The organism is Rhodococcus ruitaii (assembly GCF_055230935.1).
The window spans coordinates 18,003-32,498 of sequence record NZ_JBUYWC010000018.1; the positions used below are offsets into that span (position 1 = coordinate 18,003).

At 65.7% G+C, this 14,496-nt stretch carries 17 protein-coding genes; 8 read left to right on the plus strand and 9 right to left on the minus strand.

The window, feature by feature from the left end; all coding sequences use genetic code 11:
* Nucleotides 1-37 precede the first annotated feature (37 nt).
* Both ACZI8W_RS21545 and ACZI8W_RS21550 read left to right on the plus strand, forming a co-directional pair.
* On the plus strand, nucleotides 38-541 hold the full coding sequence (locus tag ACZI8W_RS21545; RefSeq protein ID WP_463370555.1) for a phage holin family protein: 504 nt from the start codon (nucleotides 38-40) through the stop codon (nucleotides 539-541).
* A gap of 22 nt (nucleotides 542-563) precedes the next feature.
* Nucleotides 564-1,496 (plus strand): alpha/beta fold hydrolase, encoded by a 933-nt coding sequence (locus ACZI8W_RS21550; protein ID WP_463370658.1) that lies wholly within the window; start codon nucleotides 564-566, stop codon nucleotides 1,494-1,496.
* Between the two features lie 5 nt (nucleotides 1,497-1,501).
* Here the strand turns inward: ACZI8W_RS21550 and ACZI8W_RS21555 are convergent, their stop codons facing one another.
* From ACZI8W_RS21555 to nth, 4 genes are read right to left on the minus strand one after another with little or no spacing between them, the layout of a single operon-like run.
* Nucleotides 1,502-2,692, minus strand: coding sequence for a MarP family serine protease (locus ACZI8W_RS21555; protein WP_463370556.1), 1,191 nt, complete (start codon nucleotides 2,690-2,692; stop codon nucleotides 1,502-1,504).
* On the minus strand, nucleotides 2,689-3,387 hold the full coding sequence (locus tag ACZI8W_RS21560; RefSeq protein WP_463370557.1) for an NUDIX hydrolase: 699 nt from the start codon (nucleotides 3,385-3,387) through the stop codon (nucleotides 2,689-2,691). The genes ACZI8W_RS21555 and ACZI8W_RS21560 overlap by 4 nt, the downstream gene beginning before the upstream one ends.
* Complete coding sequence (locus ACZI8W_RS21565) at nucleotides 3,384-4,061, minus strand: TlpA family protein disulfide reductase (protein WP_463370558.1); 678 nt, start codon at nucleotides 4,059-4,061, stop codon at nucleotides 3,384-3,386. The genes ACZI8W_RS21560 and ACZI8W_RS21565 overlap by 4 nt, the downstream gene beginning before the upstream one ends.
* Nucleotides 4,062-4,066: 5 nt before the next feature.
* Nucleotides 4,067-4,747 (minus strand): endonuclease III, encoded by a 681-nt coding sequence (gene nth / locus ACZI8W_RS21570; protein WP_463370659.1) that lies wholly within the window; start codon nucleotides 4,745-4,747, stop codon nucleotides 4,067-4,069.
* A 207-nt stretch (nucleotides 4,748-4,954) separates the two neighbouring features.
* Between nth and ACZI8W_RS21575 the strand changes: the two genes are divergently transcribed.
* Entirely contained in the window at nucleotides 4,955-5,224 is a 270-nt protein-coding gene (locus ACZI8W_RS21575) for a hypothetical protein (protein WP_463370559.1), read from the plus strand.
* A 196-nt stretch (nucleotides 5,225-5,420) separates the two neighbouring features.
* Nucleotides 5,421-6,095 (plus strand): Crp/Fnr family transcriptional regulator, encoded by a 675-nt coding sequence (locus tag ACZI8W_RS21580; protein ID WP_132474876.1) that lies wholly within the window; start codon nucleotides 5,421-5,423, stop codon nucleotides 6,093-6,095.
* Nucleotides 6,096-6,177: 82 nt separating this feature from the next.
* Here the strand turns inward: ACZI8W_RS21580 and ACZI8W_RS21585 are convergent, their stop codons facing one another.
* Genes ACZI8W_RS21585 through ACZI8W_RS21595 form a run of 3 tightly spaced genes read right to left on the minus strand, consistent with a single transcriptional unit; the run spans nucleotide 6,178 to nucleotide 7,593 of the window.
* Entirely contained in the window at nucleotides 6,178-6,960 is a 783-nt protein-coding gene (locus ACZI8W_RS21585; protein ID WP_463370560.1) for an MBL fold metallo-hydrolase, read from the minus strand.
* 2 nt (nucleotides 6,961-6,962) lie between these two features.
* Entirely contained in the window at nucleotides 6,963-7,424 is a 462-nt protein-coding gene (locus tag ACZI8W_RS21590; RefSeq protein ID WP_463370561.1) for a RidA family protein, read from the minus strand.
* Between the two features lie 4 nt (nucleotides 7,425-7,428).
* The gene (locus ACZI8W_RS21595) at nucleotides 7,429-7,593 is read right to left on the minus strand and encodes a Sp36 family protein (protein WP_463370562.1); all 165 of its coding nucleotides are present in this window, start codon (nucleotides 7,591-7,593) and stop codon (nucleotides 7,429-7,431) included.
* Nucleotides 7,594-7,646: 53 nt separating this feature from the next.
* Here ACZI8W_RS21595 and ACZI8W_RS21600 point away from each other — a divergent pair, with 53 nt between their 5' ends.
* Together ACZI8W_RS21600 and ACZI8W_RS21605 are read left to right on the plus strand one after the other, a co-directional pair.
* On the plus strand, nucleotides 7,647-8,660 hold the full coding sequence (locus ACZI8W_RS21600) for an ATPase BagA (RefSeq protein WP_463370563.1): 1,014 nt from the start codon (nucleotides 7,647-7,649) through the stop codon (nucleotides 8,658-8,660).
* Nucleotides 8,657-9,796, plus strand: a complete 1,140-nt coding sequence (locus tag ACZI8W_RS21605) for an ATPase BagB (RefSeq protein ID WP_463370564.1) — start codon at nucleotides 8,657-8,659, stop codon at nucleotides 9,794-9,796. Before ACZI8W_RS21600 ends, ACZI8W_RS21605 begins: the two co-directional genes overlap by 4 nt.
* A 98-nt stretch (nucleotides 9,797-9,894) precedes the next feature.
* Here the strand turns inward: ACZI8W_RS21605 and ACZI8W_RS21610 are convergent, their stop codons facing one another.
* Nucleotides 9,895-10,218: a WhiB family transcriptional regulator gene (locus ACZI8W_RS21610; RefSeq protein WP_054713697.1), complete on the minus strand. Its 324-nt coding sequence runs from the start codon at nucleotides 10,216-10,218 to the stop codon at nucleotides 9,895-9,897.
* A 277-nt stretch (nucleotides 10,219-10,495) separates the two neighbouring features.
* Here ACZI8W_RS21610 and ACZI8W_RS21615 point away from each other — a divergent pair, with 277 nt between their 5' ends.
* Complete coding sequence (locus ACZI8W_RS21615; RefSeq protein WP_463370660.1) at nucleotides 10,496-12,934, plus strand: penicillin-binding protein; 2,439 nt, start codon at nucleotides 10,496-10,498, stop codon at nucleotides 12,932-12,934.
* A 3-nt stretch (nucleotides 12,935-12,937) separates the two neighbouring features.
* Here ACZI8W_RS21615 and ACZI8W_RS21620 read toward each other — a convergent pair whose 3' ends face one another.
* Nucleotides 12,938-13,414 carry a GatB/YqeY domain-containing protein gene (locus ACZI8W_RS21620; protein WP_463370565.1) on the minus strand — a complete coding sequence of 159 codons (477 nt, stop codon included), beginning with the start codon at nucleotides 13,412-13,414 and terminating at the stop codon, nucleotides 12,938-12,940.
* A 67-nt stretch (nucleotides 13,415-13,481) separates the two neighbouring features.
* Here ACZI8W_RS21620 and ACZI8W_RS21625 point away from each other — a divergent pair, with 67 nt between their 5' ends.
* Complete coding sequence (locus ACZI8W_RS21625; protein WP_463370566.1) at nucleotides 13,482-14,435, plus strand: metallophosphoesterase; 954 nt, start codon at nucleotides 13,482-13,484, stop codon at nucleotides 14,433-14,435.
* Nucleotides 14,436-14,496 lie beyond the last annotated feature (61 nt).

Here is a 14,496-nt window from a genome sequence, read left to right on the forward strand (position 1 = left end):
CCGCAAGCAGAACGAACCAACCTGAAGGGGTCAACTAGTGAGCGTCACGAACGGGAACCGGCCGGGAGACGGGGCGCCGAGCAGCATCTCGGGAATCCCGCTGACGGAAGTACCCACGCCGACCTCGCGGGACGCCAGTATCGGCGACCTCGTCCGTGACGCGACCGCGCAGGTGTCCACGCTGTTCCGCGCCGAGGTCGAACTCGCGAAGGCAGAGGTCACAGGCGAGGTCAAGAAGGGTCTGCAGGGCAGCCTGTTCTTCATCCTCGCTCTCGCTGTTCTCATTTTCAGCTCGTTCTTCTTCTTTTTCTTCCTCGCTGAACTGCTCGACGTGTGGGTTGCCCGCTGGCTGGCGTTCCTGATCGTCTTCCTGCTGATGGTGGTCGTGACGGCAATCTTCGCGCTCATCGGTTACCTACGGGTCCGCAAGCTACGAGCGCCGAACAAGACCATCGACTCGCTCAAGCAGGCGAAGACGGTGCTGCCGCTGTCCAGCGACGACGTCGATGCACATCATCGCCCGCAGCATGCGGCCCGTTGACGCAGCCCGGACGATCGCCACATTGACCCCACCCGATCCGTCCACGGTCCGTTACGACGGACCGTGGACCCATCGCGACATCCACGCCAACGGCATCCGGCTGCACGCCGTCGAAGCCCACGCCACCACGCCCGGCGCGCCGTTGGTGGTGTTCATTCACGGTTTCGGTGATCTGTGGTGGTCGTGGCGCCATCAGCTCACCGCTGTCACCGACGCAGGATTTCGCGCGATCGCGATAGATCTGCGCGGCTACGGCGATACCGACAAGCCACCTCGTGGCTACGACGGCTGGACCCTTGCCGACGACGTCGCCGGACTGATCCGGGCACTAGGACACACCGAGGCGATTCTTGTCGGTCATGCCGACGGCGGTCTCGTGTGCTGGGCCACCGCGGTCCTGCACCCCCGGCTCGTCCGCGGGATCGCGGTCGTGGATTCCCCGCACCCGATTTCACTCCGCGATGCTGCCGTCCGGGACCGAGCGCAGCGCAAGGCCCTGCTGCCCACTTTCCTCGCATATCAGCTGCCGTGGCGACCGGAGCGACTCCTCGTGCGCGACGGCGGCGCCGAGATCGAACGTCTCGTCCGCCTCCGTTCAGGGAGCGACTGGCAGCGCAGCGCGGAGTTCCCCGATGTGATCGACCGCCTGCGTTCGGCGGTCCGGATCCCGGGAGTCGCGCACTGCAGCCTCGAATATCAGCGATGGGCGTTCCGCAGCCAGTGGCGGCCCGACGGCCGCCGGTTCATGAAGGCAATGGACGTCACCCTGACCGTTCCCGTCCTTCAGGTGCACGGCGCGCTCGATCCGTACGTGATGGCAGCGACCCTGCGGCGCTGTGTGCGACACGCACCCGGCCGGATCATGAAGTTCATCGACGGCGCAGGCCACTATCCCCACCAAGAGAAGCCGGATGACGTGACGGCCGCACTCCTGGACTTCGCCCGCACGCTCTAGATCGCTCAGACGATGCACGCGCCGGTTTCGACGGCGGCAACCATCGAATCGGCCATCGCGAGCTGACGGCTCACCTCGGATGCGGTGAGGGCGAAACCGGTGTCGGTGTCGTCGACGGCTGCACCGAACACCATTCCCAGAATCCGGCCCTGTGGATCCACGAGCGGTCCACCGGAGTTGCCCTGCTGGATCAGCCCACGAAGTGTGTAGACCTCACGTTCGACGGTGCCACTGCGGTAGATGTCCGGGCCCTGCAGATCCAAGGTCTCGCGGATCCTGGCTGCGCTGGCGGTGTACGGGCCTCCGCCCGGATACCCGAGGACGATGGCATCTTCGCCCGACTCCGCCGGGGTCTCGGAGAACGCGAGCGGCGTCGCGGTCAGGCCGGGGACCGCGAGGATCGCCACGTCGACAGCCGGGTCGAACAAGACGACCTCCGCGTCGAGTGCACGCCCGTCACTTTCGACAGTCACTGCTGCGGTTCCCGCGACCACGTGCGCATTCGTCATGACGCGTTCGGGGGACACCACGAACCCCGACCCCTCGAGGGCCTTCTGGCAGCTCGGGGCCACACCGTTGATACGTAGGACGCTCGACACCAACTGTGCCGGGATCGGTCCGTCGAGGAGTGCGCCGTTGGGAACGGGGACCTCTGCGATCGGCGTGCGACCGAACGGTCCGATCACCTCGGGCAGACCGGAGGTGTCGAGAAGCGCCGAGAATTCGTTGGGGATCGCCCGCATCCAGTCGGTTGCGAGAGTGTCGACGGTGCCGAGGATCTGTGAACCTCGTACCGCCGCGGATATCTGCGGTTGAGCTGCGGACGTCAACGGGATGGCCAGCAGCCACGCAGCGATGAGCACCGCGACGGATTGGAGCCCCGCGCCGATCACGCTGTCGACCGCGCGGGCGTTGGGGCTGTGCATGCTGCTGCGCGCGGCTCTGCCGAGCACCATGCCCGCAACCTCCCCGACCACCACCAGCACGATGATCAACACGATCCCCACCAGGATCCGTAGCCGTCCTTCGTCGACGTGGACGAGTACGTGCGGCGCGATGAGGATGCCTGCCACGGCCCCCAGCAACACCCCGAGGAAGGCAAGCGCAGACGCCACCGCACCCTGCCGCAGGCCGGACGACGCTGCGATGATCACGACGAGGACGATGACCAGGTCGATCCAATTCGATCCGGTCATGCGTCGATCACCCCCGATTCGAGTTCTGCTTGCACCACTGCCAGATCACGGATGTCCCGATGATCCCATTCGATCTCCCACCCCGACACCGCGAAGAGCCCGGCGAGTACACCTGCGGTGAATCCCCACACGAGCATGCCATCGACCTGGAATGCCGGGCCGCGATACCCCAGCCGGTGGGAAACCTGGAATCTGTTGTCGGGATCGAGCAGATCTCGAAGCGGTACCCGCGCGACCCGAGCTGCCTCCGCGGGGTCGACCACCCCGACCGGGCTGGGCTTCTCCCAGTACGCAATTACCGGGGTCACGTCGAACCCCGACGGCGGTATGAACAGTTCGGGCAGCACCGCCAGGGGGCGTACCCCGCCCGGGTCGAGTCCGGTCTCTTCCTGCGCCTCACGCAATGCGGTCGCGATGGGTCCGTCGTCCCCGGGGTCGGCAGCGCCCCCGGGAAACGCGACCTGTCCACTGTGCTGGCGCATGGTCGCGGCGCGCTGAGTGAGCAATACCTCGGCGTCGGCCGGCAGACCGCCGCGGGCGAGAGGGTCGGGCTCGAGCGAACCGCCGAACAACACGAGCACCGACGCCTGGCGTGGGGTAGTCCCGTGTGGAGCCCTGCGGGTCAGGACGGGATTGAGTTCGTGCGGATCGGTGGGCTCACCTGTGGCCACGCCTCGCAACCAATACGGCATCATGCGACAACCCCCAGATGTGTCTCTACTACCTCGGCCACTTCGTCGGCATTGCGGAAAGGTTGGGGCAACACCTTGGCGATCGAACCGTCGCCGCGCACGAGCACCGTGACGGGCAGGACGGCCGGTGCTGCCACCGCCGCCTGCACCCGTCCTGAACCGTCCTGCACACCGGGCAGACGGACGTCGTACCGAGCGAGGCGGTCCAGCGCATTCGCCTCGTTCGGATCGGTGTGCACCGTCACCACCGAGACCGCGTCCCCCGCGCGCAGGGCGTACTCCTCGAGCACGGGAAGCTCTTCTGCACACGGAGCGCACCACCATGCCCAGAGATTGACGACAGCGGGGCGCCCGGCAAGTCCGGCGGCGAGGTCGACGGGGGTGCCGTCACCGACGCACTCGAACACCAGTCCGGCGAATGGTCCGTCCGCAGATGCGCCCGTCGGCGCCGGGCACGGCGCCAGCTCCGCTGCGGCACGCAATGGGGCGAGCGCCTGCGCGTCGTCCTGGGGTCGACGGTCGACGGGTGCCGCGGAAGCGCCTGGGCCAGCGGTGGAACTCGGGCCTGGGGAACTCGGGCCTGGGGTGTCGCCGCCGCGGGGCCAGATAGCGACGATCAGCGCGATCACGACAACCAGTGTTGCCAGGCTCCAACGGCCTGCACTCGAAGGACGCACCGCCGTCACCGCCCGGCGAGCTCGAGCAGATACTCGGTCTCCGGTCCCTTCACGAGCCCCGCGGCGATCTGCGGGTCGGTGGGCCCGATCCCGTAGGAGGGGCAGTCCTTGGCGAGCACGCACACTCCGCACGCCGGCTTACGCGCGTGGCAGACCCTCCGTCCGTGGAAGATCACCCGATGGGACAGGAGAGTCCATTCTTTGCGCTCGATGAGCTCACCGACCACATGTTCGACCTTCACCGGGTCGGTTTCGTCGGTCCATTTCCAGCGGTTCACAAGTCGGCCGAAGTGGGTGTCCACCGTGATTCCCGGCACATCGAACGCGTTGCCGAGGATGACATTCGCCGTCTTCCGGCCGATGCCGGGGAGCGCGACGAGGTCTTTCATCCGGCCTGGAACCTCGCCGTCGAAGCGCTCGAGCAACGCCTGCCCGAGGCCGATGAGCGAATTCGTCTTGTTGCGGTAGAACCCGGTAGTGCGGATGTACTCCTCGAGCTCGGTGCGGTCGGCTTCGGCGTACGAGCGAGCGTCCGGATAGCGAGCGAAGAGCGCCGGGGTGACCTGGTTGACACGTACGTCAGTGCACTGTGCAGACAGAATCGTCGCGACCGCGAGTTCGAGGGGTGTGGTGAAATCGAGCTCACAATAGACATGCGGGAAAGCGTCGGCGAGGCGTCGGTTCATCCGTCGCGCGCGCCGGACCAGACCGAGTCGAGACTCGGGGCCCCGAGCACGGCGTGACCTGCGCGGGTTCCGTTCGGCAGCGCGAACGGGACTCGAATCGAGGCTCTCGGACGGGGTCGGTTGCACCTGAACCACTGTACGTAAGGTGTCGGACTCGATCCGGGGGCCGTGTCTGTTCTGAGATCTTGCCCGTGTTTACTTCCCGTCATGCAAGCTCTTGCTGTCGTACTTCTCCCGGTGCTGCTCATGCTGTTTGCACTCGCCATGGAAAGGGTCGAATCGCGATTGAGTCGATTGTCCGTTCGTCAGCAGGAGGTCGAGGAGTTCCTCGACCAGGCGGATCACAATGACGTCGACGCACTCGCCCGCGAAGGGTTCCCCGACGCGCTGGCGCGATTCAACCGCCGTCGGCGACGCAGCGACACCCCCGATCCCGTCGATACTCCGGAGCTCCTGGACACGAGCCGAGCGAGCTGACGTAGGTACCGGCCGGTAGCGTTCGCGGGCGGGATCCGACAGACACGGACCGATTCCGTGGTGTCGGTCACTCACACATGCAACAGGCACAGTAGACTTGGCGTCCGTACGCCGCAATGGTGGCCCTCGCCGGGATGCCTGGACGTGCACACCCACCAGCTGAAGAACAACAAGAAACATCCCAAAAGGAGCGCACGTGGACGAGGTCCTGGCCAGAGCAGGCATCTTCCAAGGAGTCGAGCCCTCTGCGGTTGCGGCGCTGATCAAGGAGCTGCAACCGGTCGATTTCCCGCGCGGCCACGTCATTTTCAACGAGGGCGAACCGGGCGACCGCCTCTACATCATCGTTTCCGGGAAGATCAAGCTCGGACGGCGCTCACCGGACGGCCGCGAGAACCTGCTGACGATCATGGGCCCCTCCGACATGTTCGGCGAATTGTCCATCTTCGATCCGGGGCCGCGCACGTCCACCGCCACCACGGTCACCGAGGTGCGTGCGGTGAGCATGGACCGTGAAGCGCTCAAGGCGTGGATCGATCAGCGTCCCGAGATCGCGGAGCAGCTCCTTCGCGTGCTCGCCCGTCGTCTGCGTCGCACCAACAACAGCCTCGCCGACCTGATCTTCACCGACGTTCCCGGTCGGGTTGCCAAAGCGCTGCTGCAGCTCGCGCAACGTTTCGGCACCCAGGAAGCGGGCGCACTCCGGGTGACTCACGATCTGACCCAGGAGGAGATCGCTCAGCTCGTCGGAGCCTCTCGCGAGACGGTCAACAAGGCGCTCGCCGACTTCGCGCACCGCGGCTGGCTGCGCCTCGAAGGCAAGAGCGTACTGATCTCGGACTCCGAGCGTCTGGCACGTCGCGCCCGCTAGGACGATCGCGCACACCGCGAACGAGTGAGGCCGGGGCACCCGATGGTGCCCCGGCCTCACTCGTTCACTCCTACCTACCGGTCTACCTGCGCAGATACGCCAGCTGCACATTCACCGACTTCTCGGCCGCGCCCCACAGGGACTCGTCGACGTCGGCATACACGTGTTCGACGATCTGCCGTGCCGAGGTGTCGTGTCCGAGGGTGCGCAACGCGCTGCGGACCTGGTCGAGCCGGTCCTCCCGGTGCGCCAGGTACCCGCGAGCGATCGTCTCGAGGTCGGGTAGTTCCGCACCGTGCCCGGGCAGCACCGTGTACCCCGGGCCGAGTTCGATGTACGACCGCAACGAACCCAGATAGTCGCCGAGGTCGCCGTCGGTGTCGTCGAGCACGGTAGTTCCCCGCCCCAGGATCGTGTCGGCCGTGAGGACGCTGCGATCGTCGTCGAGAACGAACGACAGCGAATCGGCCGTGTGCCCCGGTGTGGCGAGAACCCGAACGCGCAATCCCGCAGCTTCGACGACATCACCGTCCGACAGCGCTGTACCGCCACCGTGCCGGTGTTCCGGCGTCACGGCATGAACCGGGCGCCCGGTGAGCTCCGCGAACCGCTCACCGCCTTCGGTGTGGTCGACGTGGCGATGGCTGATGAGGGTCATCGCGACCGGAACCTGGGCGATACGCGCGAGGTGCTCCTCGTCGAGCGGACCAGGGTCGATCACGATGCACTCGTCGTGCTCCGGTGCGCGCAGAATCCACGTGTTGGTGCCCTCGAGCGACATCACCGACGGATTCTCGGCGAGTAGCACCGCCACGTTCTCGGTGACCTGTCGCAGCTGCCCATAGGCCGGATGAACGAGTGCCATGATCAGTGCACCTCGACCATCAGCTCTACTTCGACGGCCGCAGCGAGCGGAAGTTCGGCGACACCGACGGCGGATCTGGCATGAGCACCGGCGTCACCGAAGATTTCACCCAGCAGTTCCGAAGCGCCGTTGACGACGCCGGGCTGTCCCGTGAATCCATCGGCCGAGGCCACGAATCCGACGACCTTGACGATGCGCACCACGTTGTCGATACCCACGAGGGCATCGACTGCGGCCAGCGCGTTGAGCGCCGAGACGCGGGCAGCGTTCTTGGCATCGTCGGCGGACACATCGGAGCCAACCTTGCCGACGTACGCCAGGGTGCCGTCGACCATGGGAAGCTGTCCCGAGGTGTAGACGGTGTTCCCGCTGCGTATCGCTGGCACATACGCGGCAACCGGCTTGGCGACCGGCGGCAGGGTGATCCCGAGCGCGGTGAGACGTGCGGTCCAGGTTTCGGCCATGGGATCAGCTCTTCGGGCGCTTGAGATACGCGACGTGCTGTTCGCCGGTGGGGCCCTGCAGAACCGTCACCAACTCCCACCCGTCGGAACCCCAGGTGTCGAGGATCTGCTTGGTCGCGTGTGTGAGCAGGGGCACGGTTGCGTACTCCCACGTAGTCGATTCACTCATGACATGACCCTATCCGGCGCCTTTCCCGCTTGACGACTTATAGGCTCGTCACCGTGGCGACACAGACATCTCATTCCGGCACATGGCCGACCAAGGCCGCGCGGGCACGACTGCACTTCGTGTCCGGCAAGGGGGGAACCGGAAAGTCCACGGTTGCGGCGGCACTGGCGCTTGCCCTCGCGTCGGGTGGCCGGAAGGTTCTGCTCGTCGAGACCGAGGGTAGGCAGGGAATCGCGCAACTGTTCGACGTGGCACCGCTGCCTCCGGTGGAGACGAAAATCGCAACCGCTGAGGGTGGCGGCGTAGTCACAGCCCTCGCGATCGATATCGAGGCGGCGTTCCTGGAATACCTCGACATGTTCTACAACCTCGGATTCGCGGGCCGCGCGATGCGCAAGATCGGCGCGATCGAGTTCGCGACGACGCTCGCCCCGGGGCTCCGCGATGTGATTCTCACCGGAAAGATCAAGGAGACGGTGGTACGCACCGACAAGTCCGGCGAGCGCCTCTACGACTCCATCGTGGTCGACGCTCCACCCACCGGTCGGATCGGCAGCTTCCTCGACGTGACGAAGGCAATGGCCGACCTCGCGAAGTCGGGACCGATCCGCTCACAGAGCGAGGGTGTCGTCCGGTTGCTGCATTCCGACGAGACTGTCGTGCATCTCGTCACGCTGCTCGAAGCACTGCCCGTGCAGGAGACGGCCGACGCCGTCGACGAACTCGAGGCAGCCGATACGAGGATGGGCACGGTGATCGTCAACAGGACCGAACCCGAGCACCTGCCGGACGCACTCGTCGACGATGTCGCCGACGGCCGGATCCCCGGCGAATCCATCCGGTCCGCATTCGAACGGGTCGGGCTGACGCTGTCGGACGACGATTTCGCCGGATTGCTCACGGAGACCATCGAGCATGCTTCGATCTTGCAGGCGCAGCAGGTCAGCGCAGCCCAACTCGACGACGTGAAAGTGGCACGGATGTCTCTACCACTGCTTCCGGACGGGGTCGATCTCGGCGGGCTCTACGAGCTCGCCGAGATTCTCATCGAGCAGGGCGTTCGATGACCGAGCGGACGGTGCGCACGGCGCCGGTGCTCGATGTCGCAAAGATCCTCCACGATCCGACGTCACGAGTGATCGTGTGCTGCGGGTCCGGGGGTGTCGGTAAGACGACGACGGCGGCATCGCTCGCGTTGCGTGCGGCGGAACAGGGGCGCAAGGTCGTGGTGCTCACGATCGATCCGGCGAGGCGACTGGCCCAGGCACTCGGTGTGCAGACCCTCGACAATTCGCCGCAGCGGGTGCCGCTCGAGGCCGGTGCGACAGGCGAACTGCACGCGATGATGCTGAACATGCGCCGCACGTTCGACGACATGGTGCTCGAGCATTCCGCACCGGAGAAGGCCCAGCAGATCCTCGACAACCCCTTCTATCAGACGGTTGCGTCGTCGTTCTCCGGCACTCAGGAGTACATGGCGATGGAGAAGCTCGGTCAGCTCGCCGCGAACGACGAGTGGGATCTCATCGTCGTCGACACCCCGCCGTCTCGGAACGCTCTCGACTTCCTCGACGCACCGCAGCGCCTCGGCGCCTTCCTCGACGGCCGGATGATCCGCATCTTCACCGCCCCTGGTCGCGGACTCGGCCGAATCGTCACGGGTGCGATGGGCTTGGCATTGAAGGCGGTGTCGACGATCGTGGGCAGCCAGATGCTCTCGGATGCGTCGGCGTTCGTGCAGTCGCTGGATTCGATGTTCGGTGGGTTCCGCGAACGCGCCAACCGCACCTACCAGCTTCTGCAGCAGCCGGGAACGCACTTCATGGTCGTGGCAGCCCCGGAACCGGACGCGCTGCGGGAGGCGTCGTTCTTCGTCGAGCGACTGAGCGGCGACAAGATGCCGCTCGCCGGTCTCGTGCTCAATCGAACGCACCCCACGTTGTCGTCGCTGCCGGCCGACCACGCGTTGACCTCGGCCGCTCTACTCGTAGAGCAGGGAGGCACGGATGCCCCTGCTGCAGAGGCAGTGCTCCGCATCCACGCGCATCGCGCGGTGACGGCGAAGCGAGAAGTCCGACTGCTCCGTGGATTCACCTCCGCGAATCCACGTGTGCCGGTCGTCGGTGTGCCGTCGTTGCCCTTCGAGGTGTCGGATCTCGAGGCACTGCGGGCCGTAGGCGACCAGTTGACCCGTCAGGGCTGAATGTTCCGGGTGGCACACACGACCTTCCCCGTCGTGCGTGCTCCGGCGTCGTCATACCAGCACGTCGTCACGCAGGCAGCTGTCTCACGGAGTCGCGGTCATACCGCGTTCTGGTGCTGACGCTGCGCCTCGAAGAAGTCCGACCAGGATTCCACCTCCGGATGCTGCTTGAGGAGAGCACGGCGCTGCCGTTCGGTCATCCCGCCCCACACGCCGAACTCGACGCGGTTGTCGAGCGCATCCGCGCCGCATTGCAGCATCACTGGGCAGTGTCGGCAGATCACCGCCGCCTTCCGCTGCGCTGCGCCACGGACGAACAACTGATCGGGGTCCACCTCTCGGCATCGAGCCTTCGATACCCAGGCGATGCGTGCTTCTTCTTCGTCGACGTCGAGCCTGGTCATGGGAGTAGTCAGGTGCATTCAGTTCCCCTTTCGGTCCGAACTCCGGTGTGCGGGGTTCCTGAAGACGCACAATTTTGCACTTAGCATGAAAAAACTTGTACGTCTTCACTGTCGAGGTGTTATCTGCATCACACTGCTGTCTCAATCTAGGTAAACTGATGCCCACGCGCAAGGCGAACGAAACCTTTTCTGGTACGCCTGTGCATAGCTGCACGTAGGACGGCGTTTCGCCGCCCTGGAATCGTCGGCAGCTCCGTTCGGCACGTAGGGTGTACCCGTGTCGATCCGAAGTACTGTGGCGAAACTTGCCGGTTGCACGGCCCTCGGCGGTGTCCTCGTGGCCGGAATGCTCTTCCCGGCTGCGGGCGGATTCGGATACGTGTCGAATCGCGCCGCAGACACAGTCGACAACAGTTCCGCAGAACTCGTCGAAGGGATCGTTCCCGCCGTCACGACGATGGTCGACTCCGCCGGCAACCCGATCGCATGGCTGTACGATCAGCGACGCTTCGAGGTACCCAGCGACCAGATCTCCAACGAGATGAAACTCGCAATCGTCTCCATCGAGGACAAGCGCTTCCCCGAACACCAGGGTGTGGACTGGCAAGGCACCATCCGTGCCTTCCTCACCAACACCAGCAGCGGCCAGGTCGAGCAGGGCGCGTCGACGATCGACCAGCAGTACGTGAAGAACTATCTGCTGCACGTCGTGGCGAAAACCGACGCGGAACGCCGCGCAGCGATCGAGACCACACCGGCCCGTAAGATCCGTGAGATCCGGATGGCACTGACCCTCGACGAGGAATTGTCGAAGGACGAGATCCTCACCCGCTACCTGAACCTGGTGCCGTTCGGCAACGGTTCGTTCGGTATCCAGGATGCCGCCCAGACCTACTTCGGGATCGACGCGAAAGACCTGAACGTCACACAATCCGCGATGCTCGCGGGCATGGTGCAGTCCAGCTCCGCCCTCAACCCGTACACGAACGAAGAGGGCGTGACCAACCGCCGCAACGTTGTGCTCGACACGATGATCGACAACATCCCCGAGCGGGCCGAGGAGATCCGGGCCGCAAAGGCCGAACCCCTCGGTGTCCTCCCTGAACCGAACACCCTGCCGCGCGGCTGCATCGAAGCGGGCGATCGCGGATTCTTCTGCGATTACGCACTCCAGTACCTCGCGAACTCAGGTCTGTCACGAGAGCAGATCGACAAGGGTGGCTATCTCATCCGCACCACGCTCGACCCCGAAGTGCAGAGTTCGACCAAAGCCGCGCTCGATCAGTACACGAGCCCCACCATCGACGACGTCGCAACGGTGATGAACGTCGTCGAACCGGGCCAGGATTCCCATCGCGTCCTCGCCATGGGGTCGAGCCGCACCTACGGCCTCGACGGCGACGCCTACGAAACAGTTCAGCCGCAGCCGTACTCGCTCGCCGGCCACGGCGCAGGCTCCATCTTCAAGGTCTTCACGGTCGCAGCGGCGATGGAGCAGGGCCTCGGCACAAGCGCAGTCCTCGACGTCCCCTCCCGCTACAACGCACAAGGCCTCGGCGACGGCGGCGCGCGCGGCTGCCCGGCCGGTTACTACTGCGTCGAGAACGCCGCGCCCTACCCGCCCGCACTGTCGGTGACCGATGCACTCGCACAGTCCCCGAACACCGCCTTCGTGAAGTTGATCGAGGCGACCGGCGTCGACGCCGTCGTCGACATGTCCGTTCGACTCGGCATGCGTTCCTACTCACAGCCCAACACCTCGGGCTTCGGTGAGCAATCGATGGCCGACATGCAGAAAGATCAGCACCTGGGCTCGTACACACTCGGCCCCACATGGATCAACAATCTCGAATTGTCGAATGTGGCAGCCACCCTCGCGTCGCACGGTAAGTGGTGCCCCCCGACTCCGATCGACGGTGTCTTCGATCGCGACGGCAAGCCGGTGCCGATCACGCAGCAGGCGTGCGAGCAGGTCGTCGAACCGGGTCTTGCCGACACCCTCGCCAACGCGATGAGCAAGGACACCGCGGGTGGAGGTACCGCGTCCGGAGCAGCGAGCAACACCGGCTGGAGTCTTCCCGTAGCCGCGAAGACCGGAACCACCGAGTCGCACATGTCGTCCGCGTTCATGGGCTTCACCAACCAGTACGCCGGGTCTGTCTACACCTACGGTGATTCCCCCACGCCCGGCCAGATCTGCGCCAACCCTGTGCGCCCCTGCTATGACGGCAACCTGTTCGGTGGCACCGCTCCCGCACACACCTGGTTCACAGCCATGACGCCGGTCGCCACCAAGTTCGGCTCGGTCGAGCTTCCGCCGATCGACCAGCGCTACGTTCGCGGCGCCGGCAACGCCCAGGTACCCGATGTCACCGGCCTGTCACGCGAGCGGGCCACTCAGCGCCTGCAGGACGCGGGATTCTCGGTGTCCGAGTCCACGATCAGCAGCGAAGAGCGAGCGGGCACCGTCACCGGTAGCTCCCCCGCAGGCTCCGCGGTTCCCGGCTCGGCGGTGACGATCTTCATCAGTGACGGTTCTGTACGCGTCGCACCCACCACGAGCGCGACGCCCGCGCGGCCGAGCGGCAGCGAGGTGCCGGACACCACCGTCCCGGCGGCCCCCGCCCCGGTCCCCGGTCGGCAGGAACCGGCCCAGACCGAGTCTGCACCGCCGGACGAAAGCGAGTCGGACAGCCCGGCCGCCACGACGACCCCGTCGCAACCGGACAACTGACGGCTAGAGACGCGACCGCACCGCCGCGGACAGGCGCTTGCCATCCGCCTTGCCCTCGGCGATCGCGGTCGCGACCTTCATGACCTGGCCCATGTTCTTCGGACCGGGGCGGGCACCGAGTTCGTCGGCGACCCTGCCGATGGCGGTGTCGACCACGTCGACGAGCTCCGCATCGGTCAGCGGAGTCGGCAGATACTCGTCGATGATGCGGGCCTCGGCATGCTCCTTGGCTGCAAGTTCGCCACGACCGTTCTCGGTGTAGACCTCGGCGGCCTCCCCCCGCTTCTTGGACTCCCGCGACAGAACCTTGATGACCTCGTCGTCGGTGAGCTCGCGTGCTTCCTTCCCCGAGACCTCCTCGGTCTGGATCGCAGCGAGCAACATCCGCAGTGTCGCCAAGCGCAGTTGGTCCTTGGCCTTCATCGCGGCAGTCATGTCTGTACGCAGGGTGGATTTGAGTGAGGAAGCTGTATCCGTCATACCCCAGAACCTACGCCGGGGCCATCGAAGCACGTGCGCAGACGGGCAGCGGCGGTACGCTGGAGAAGTGCCTGACCTTTCTTCCCTCACACGTGCCGCCGTGGGAACCGCCGGAGTTGCCGCCCTCGGCCTCGGTTACGCGACGCTGATCGAGCGCAACGCCTTCACACTCCGGGAGGTCACCGTCCCGGTCCTCGCGCCGGGCGCATCGACCCTCCGCGTGCTGCACATCAGCGACCTCCACATGATGCCGGGGCAGAAACGCAAGCAGAACTGGCTCAGGGAACTCGATCGACTCGAACCCGATCTGGTGATCAACACAGGAGACAACCTGTCCCATCCGAAATCGGTTCCCGCGGTCGTCCAGTCACTCAGCGGCCTTCTGGCCCGGCCCGGTCTCTTCGTGTTCGGCAGCAACGACTACTTCGCGCCGGTCCTGAAGAACCCACTCGCCTACTTCGACAAGGACCACGACCGCGTATATGGTCCGCCCCTGCCCTGGGGAGATCTCCGTGCAGCGTTCAACGAACGTGGCTGGCAGGACATGACCCACGTCCGACGCGACGTCGAGGTCGGTGGCGTGCGCATCTCGGTGGCCGGTGTCGACGATCCGCATCTCGAACGCGACCGCTACGAGACCATCGCCGGGACGGCCGACAAGTCCGCAGACCTCCGCCTGGGGCTGACCCACTCCCCCGAGCCGCGAGTGCTCGACCGTTTCGCCGACGACGGGTACGACCTCGTACTCGCCGGCCACACCCATGGCGGGCAGCTGTGCCTGCCGTTCTTCGGTGCTCTGGTGACCAACTGCGGCATCGACCGGTCGCGGGTGAAGGGCCCGTCCCGGTGGGGAGCACATATGCAGCTGCACGTGTCGGCAGGAATGGGCACCTCCCCGTTCGCCCCTGCACGCTTCTGCTGCCGCCCGGAAGCCACCCTCCTGACCTTGGTTCCGGCGCCGCGCGACGAATCCCGGAGCGCTACCGGCAGCGCTGCGGAAAGCGCCGAGTCTCGTCACTGACGAGTCTGGCACTTGTCTCTAACCCTCGGGAACTTGTCACCGACCAGGCGATTTAATCTTC

What these genes read in the sequence shown, in the direction of transcription:
- ACZI8W_RS21560 (WP_463370557.1), bottom strand. Translation starts at nt 3,387, where the DNA reads ATGATGCCGTATTGGTTGCGAGGCGTGGCCACAGGTGAGCCCACCGAT.
- ACZI8W_RS21595 (WP_463370562.1), bottom strand. Translation starts at nt 7,593, where the DNA reads ATGAGTGAATCGACTACGTGGGAGTACGCAACCGTGCCCCTGCTCACA.
- nth (WP_463370659.1), bottom strand. Translation starts at nt 4,747, where the DNA reads ATGAACCGACGCCTCGCCGACGCTTTCCCGCATGTCTATTGTGAGCTC.
- ACZI8W_RS21605 (WP_463370564.1), top strand. Translation starts at nt 8,657, where the DNA reads ATGACCGAGCGGACGGTGCGCACGGCGCCGGTGCTCGATGTCGCAAAG.
- ACZI8W_RS21610 (WP_054713697.1), bottom strand. Translation starts at nt 10,218, where the DNA reads ATGCACCTGACTACTCCCATGACCAGGCTCGACGTCGACGAAGAAGAA.
- ACZI8W_RS21555 (WP_463370556.1), bottom strand. Translation starts at nt 2,692, where the DNA reads ATGACCGGATCGAATTGGATCGACCTGGTCATCGTCCTCGTCGTGATC.
- ACZI8W_RS21590 (WP_463370561.1), bottom strand. Translation starts at nt 7,424, where the DNA reads ATGGCCGAAACCTGGACCGCACGTCTCACCGCGCTCGGGATCACCCTG.
- ACZI8W_RS21620 (WP_463370565.1), bottom strand. Translation starts at nt 13,414, where the DNA reads ATGACGGATACAGCTTCCTCACTCAAATCCACCCTGCGTACAGACATG.
- ACZI8W_RS21575 (WP_463370559.1), top strand. Translation starts at nt 4,955, where the DNA reads ATGCAAGCTCTTGCTGTCGTACTTCTCCCGGTGCTGCTCATGCTGTTT.
- ACZI8W_RS21585 (WP_463370560.1), bottom strand. Translation starts at nt 6,960, where the DNA reads ATGGCACTCGTTCATCCGGCCTATGGGCAGCTGCGACAGGTCACCGAG.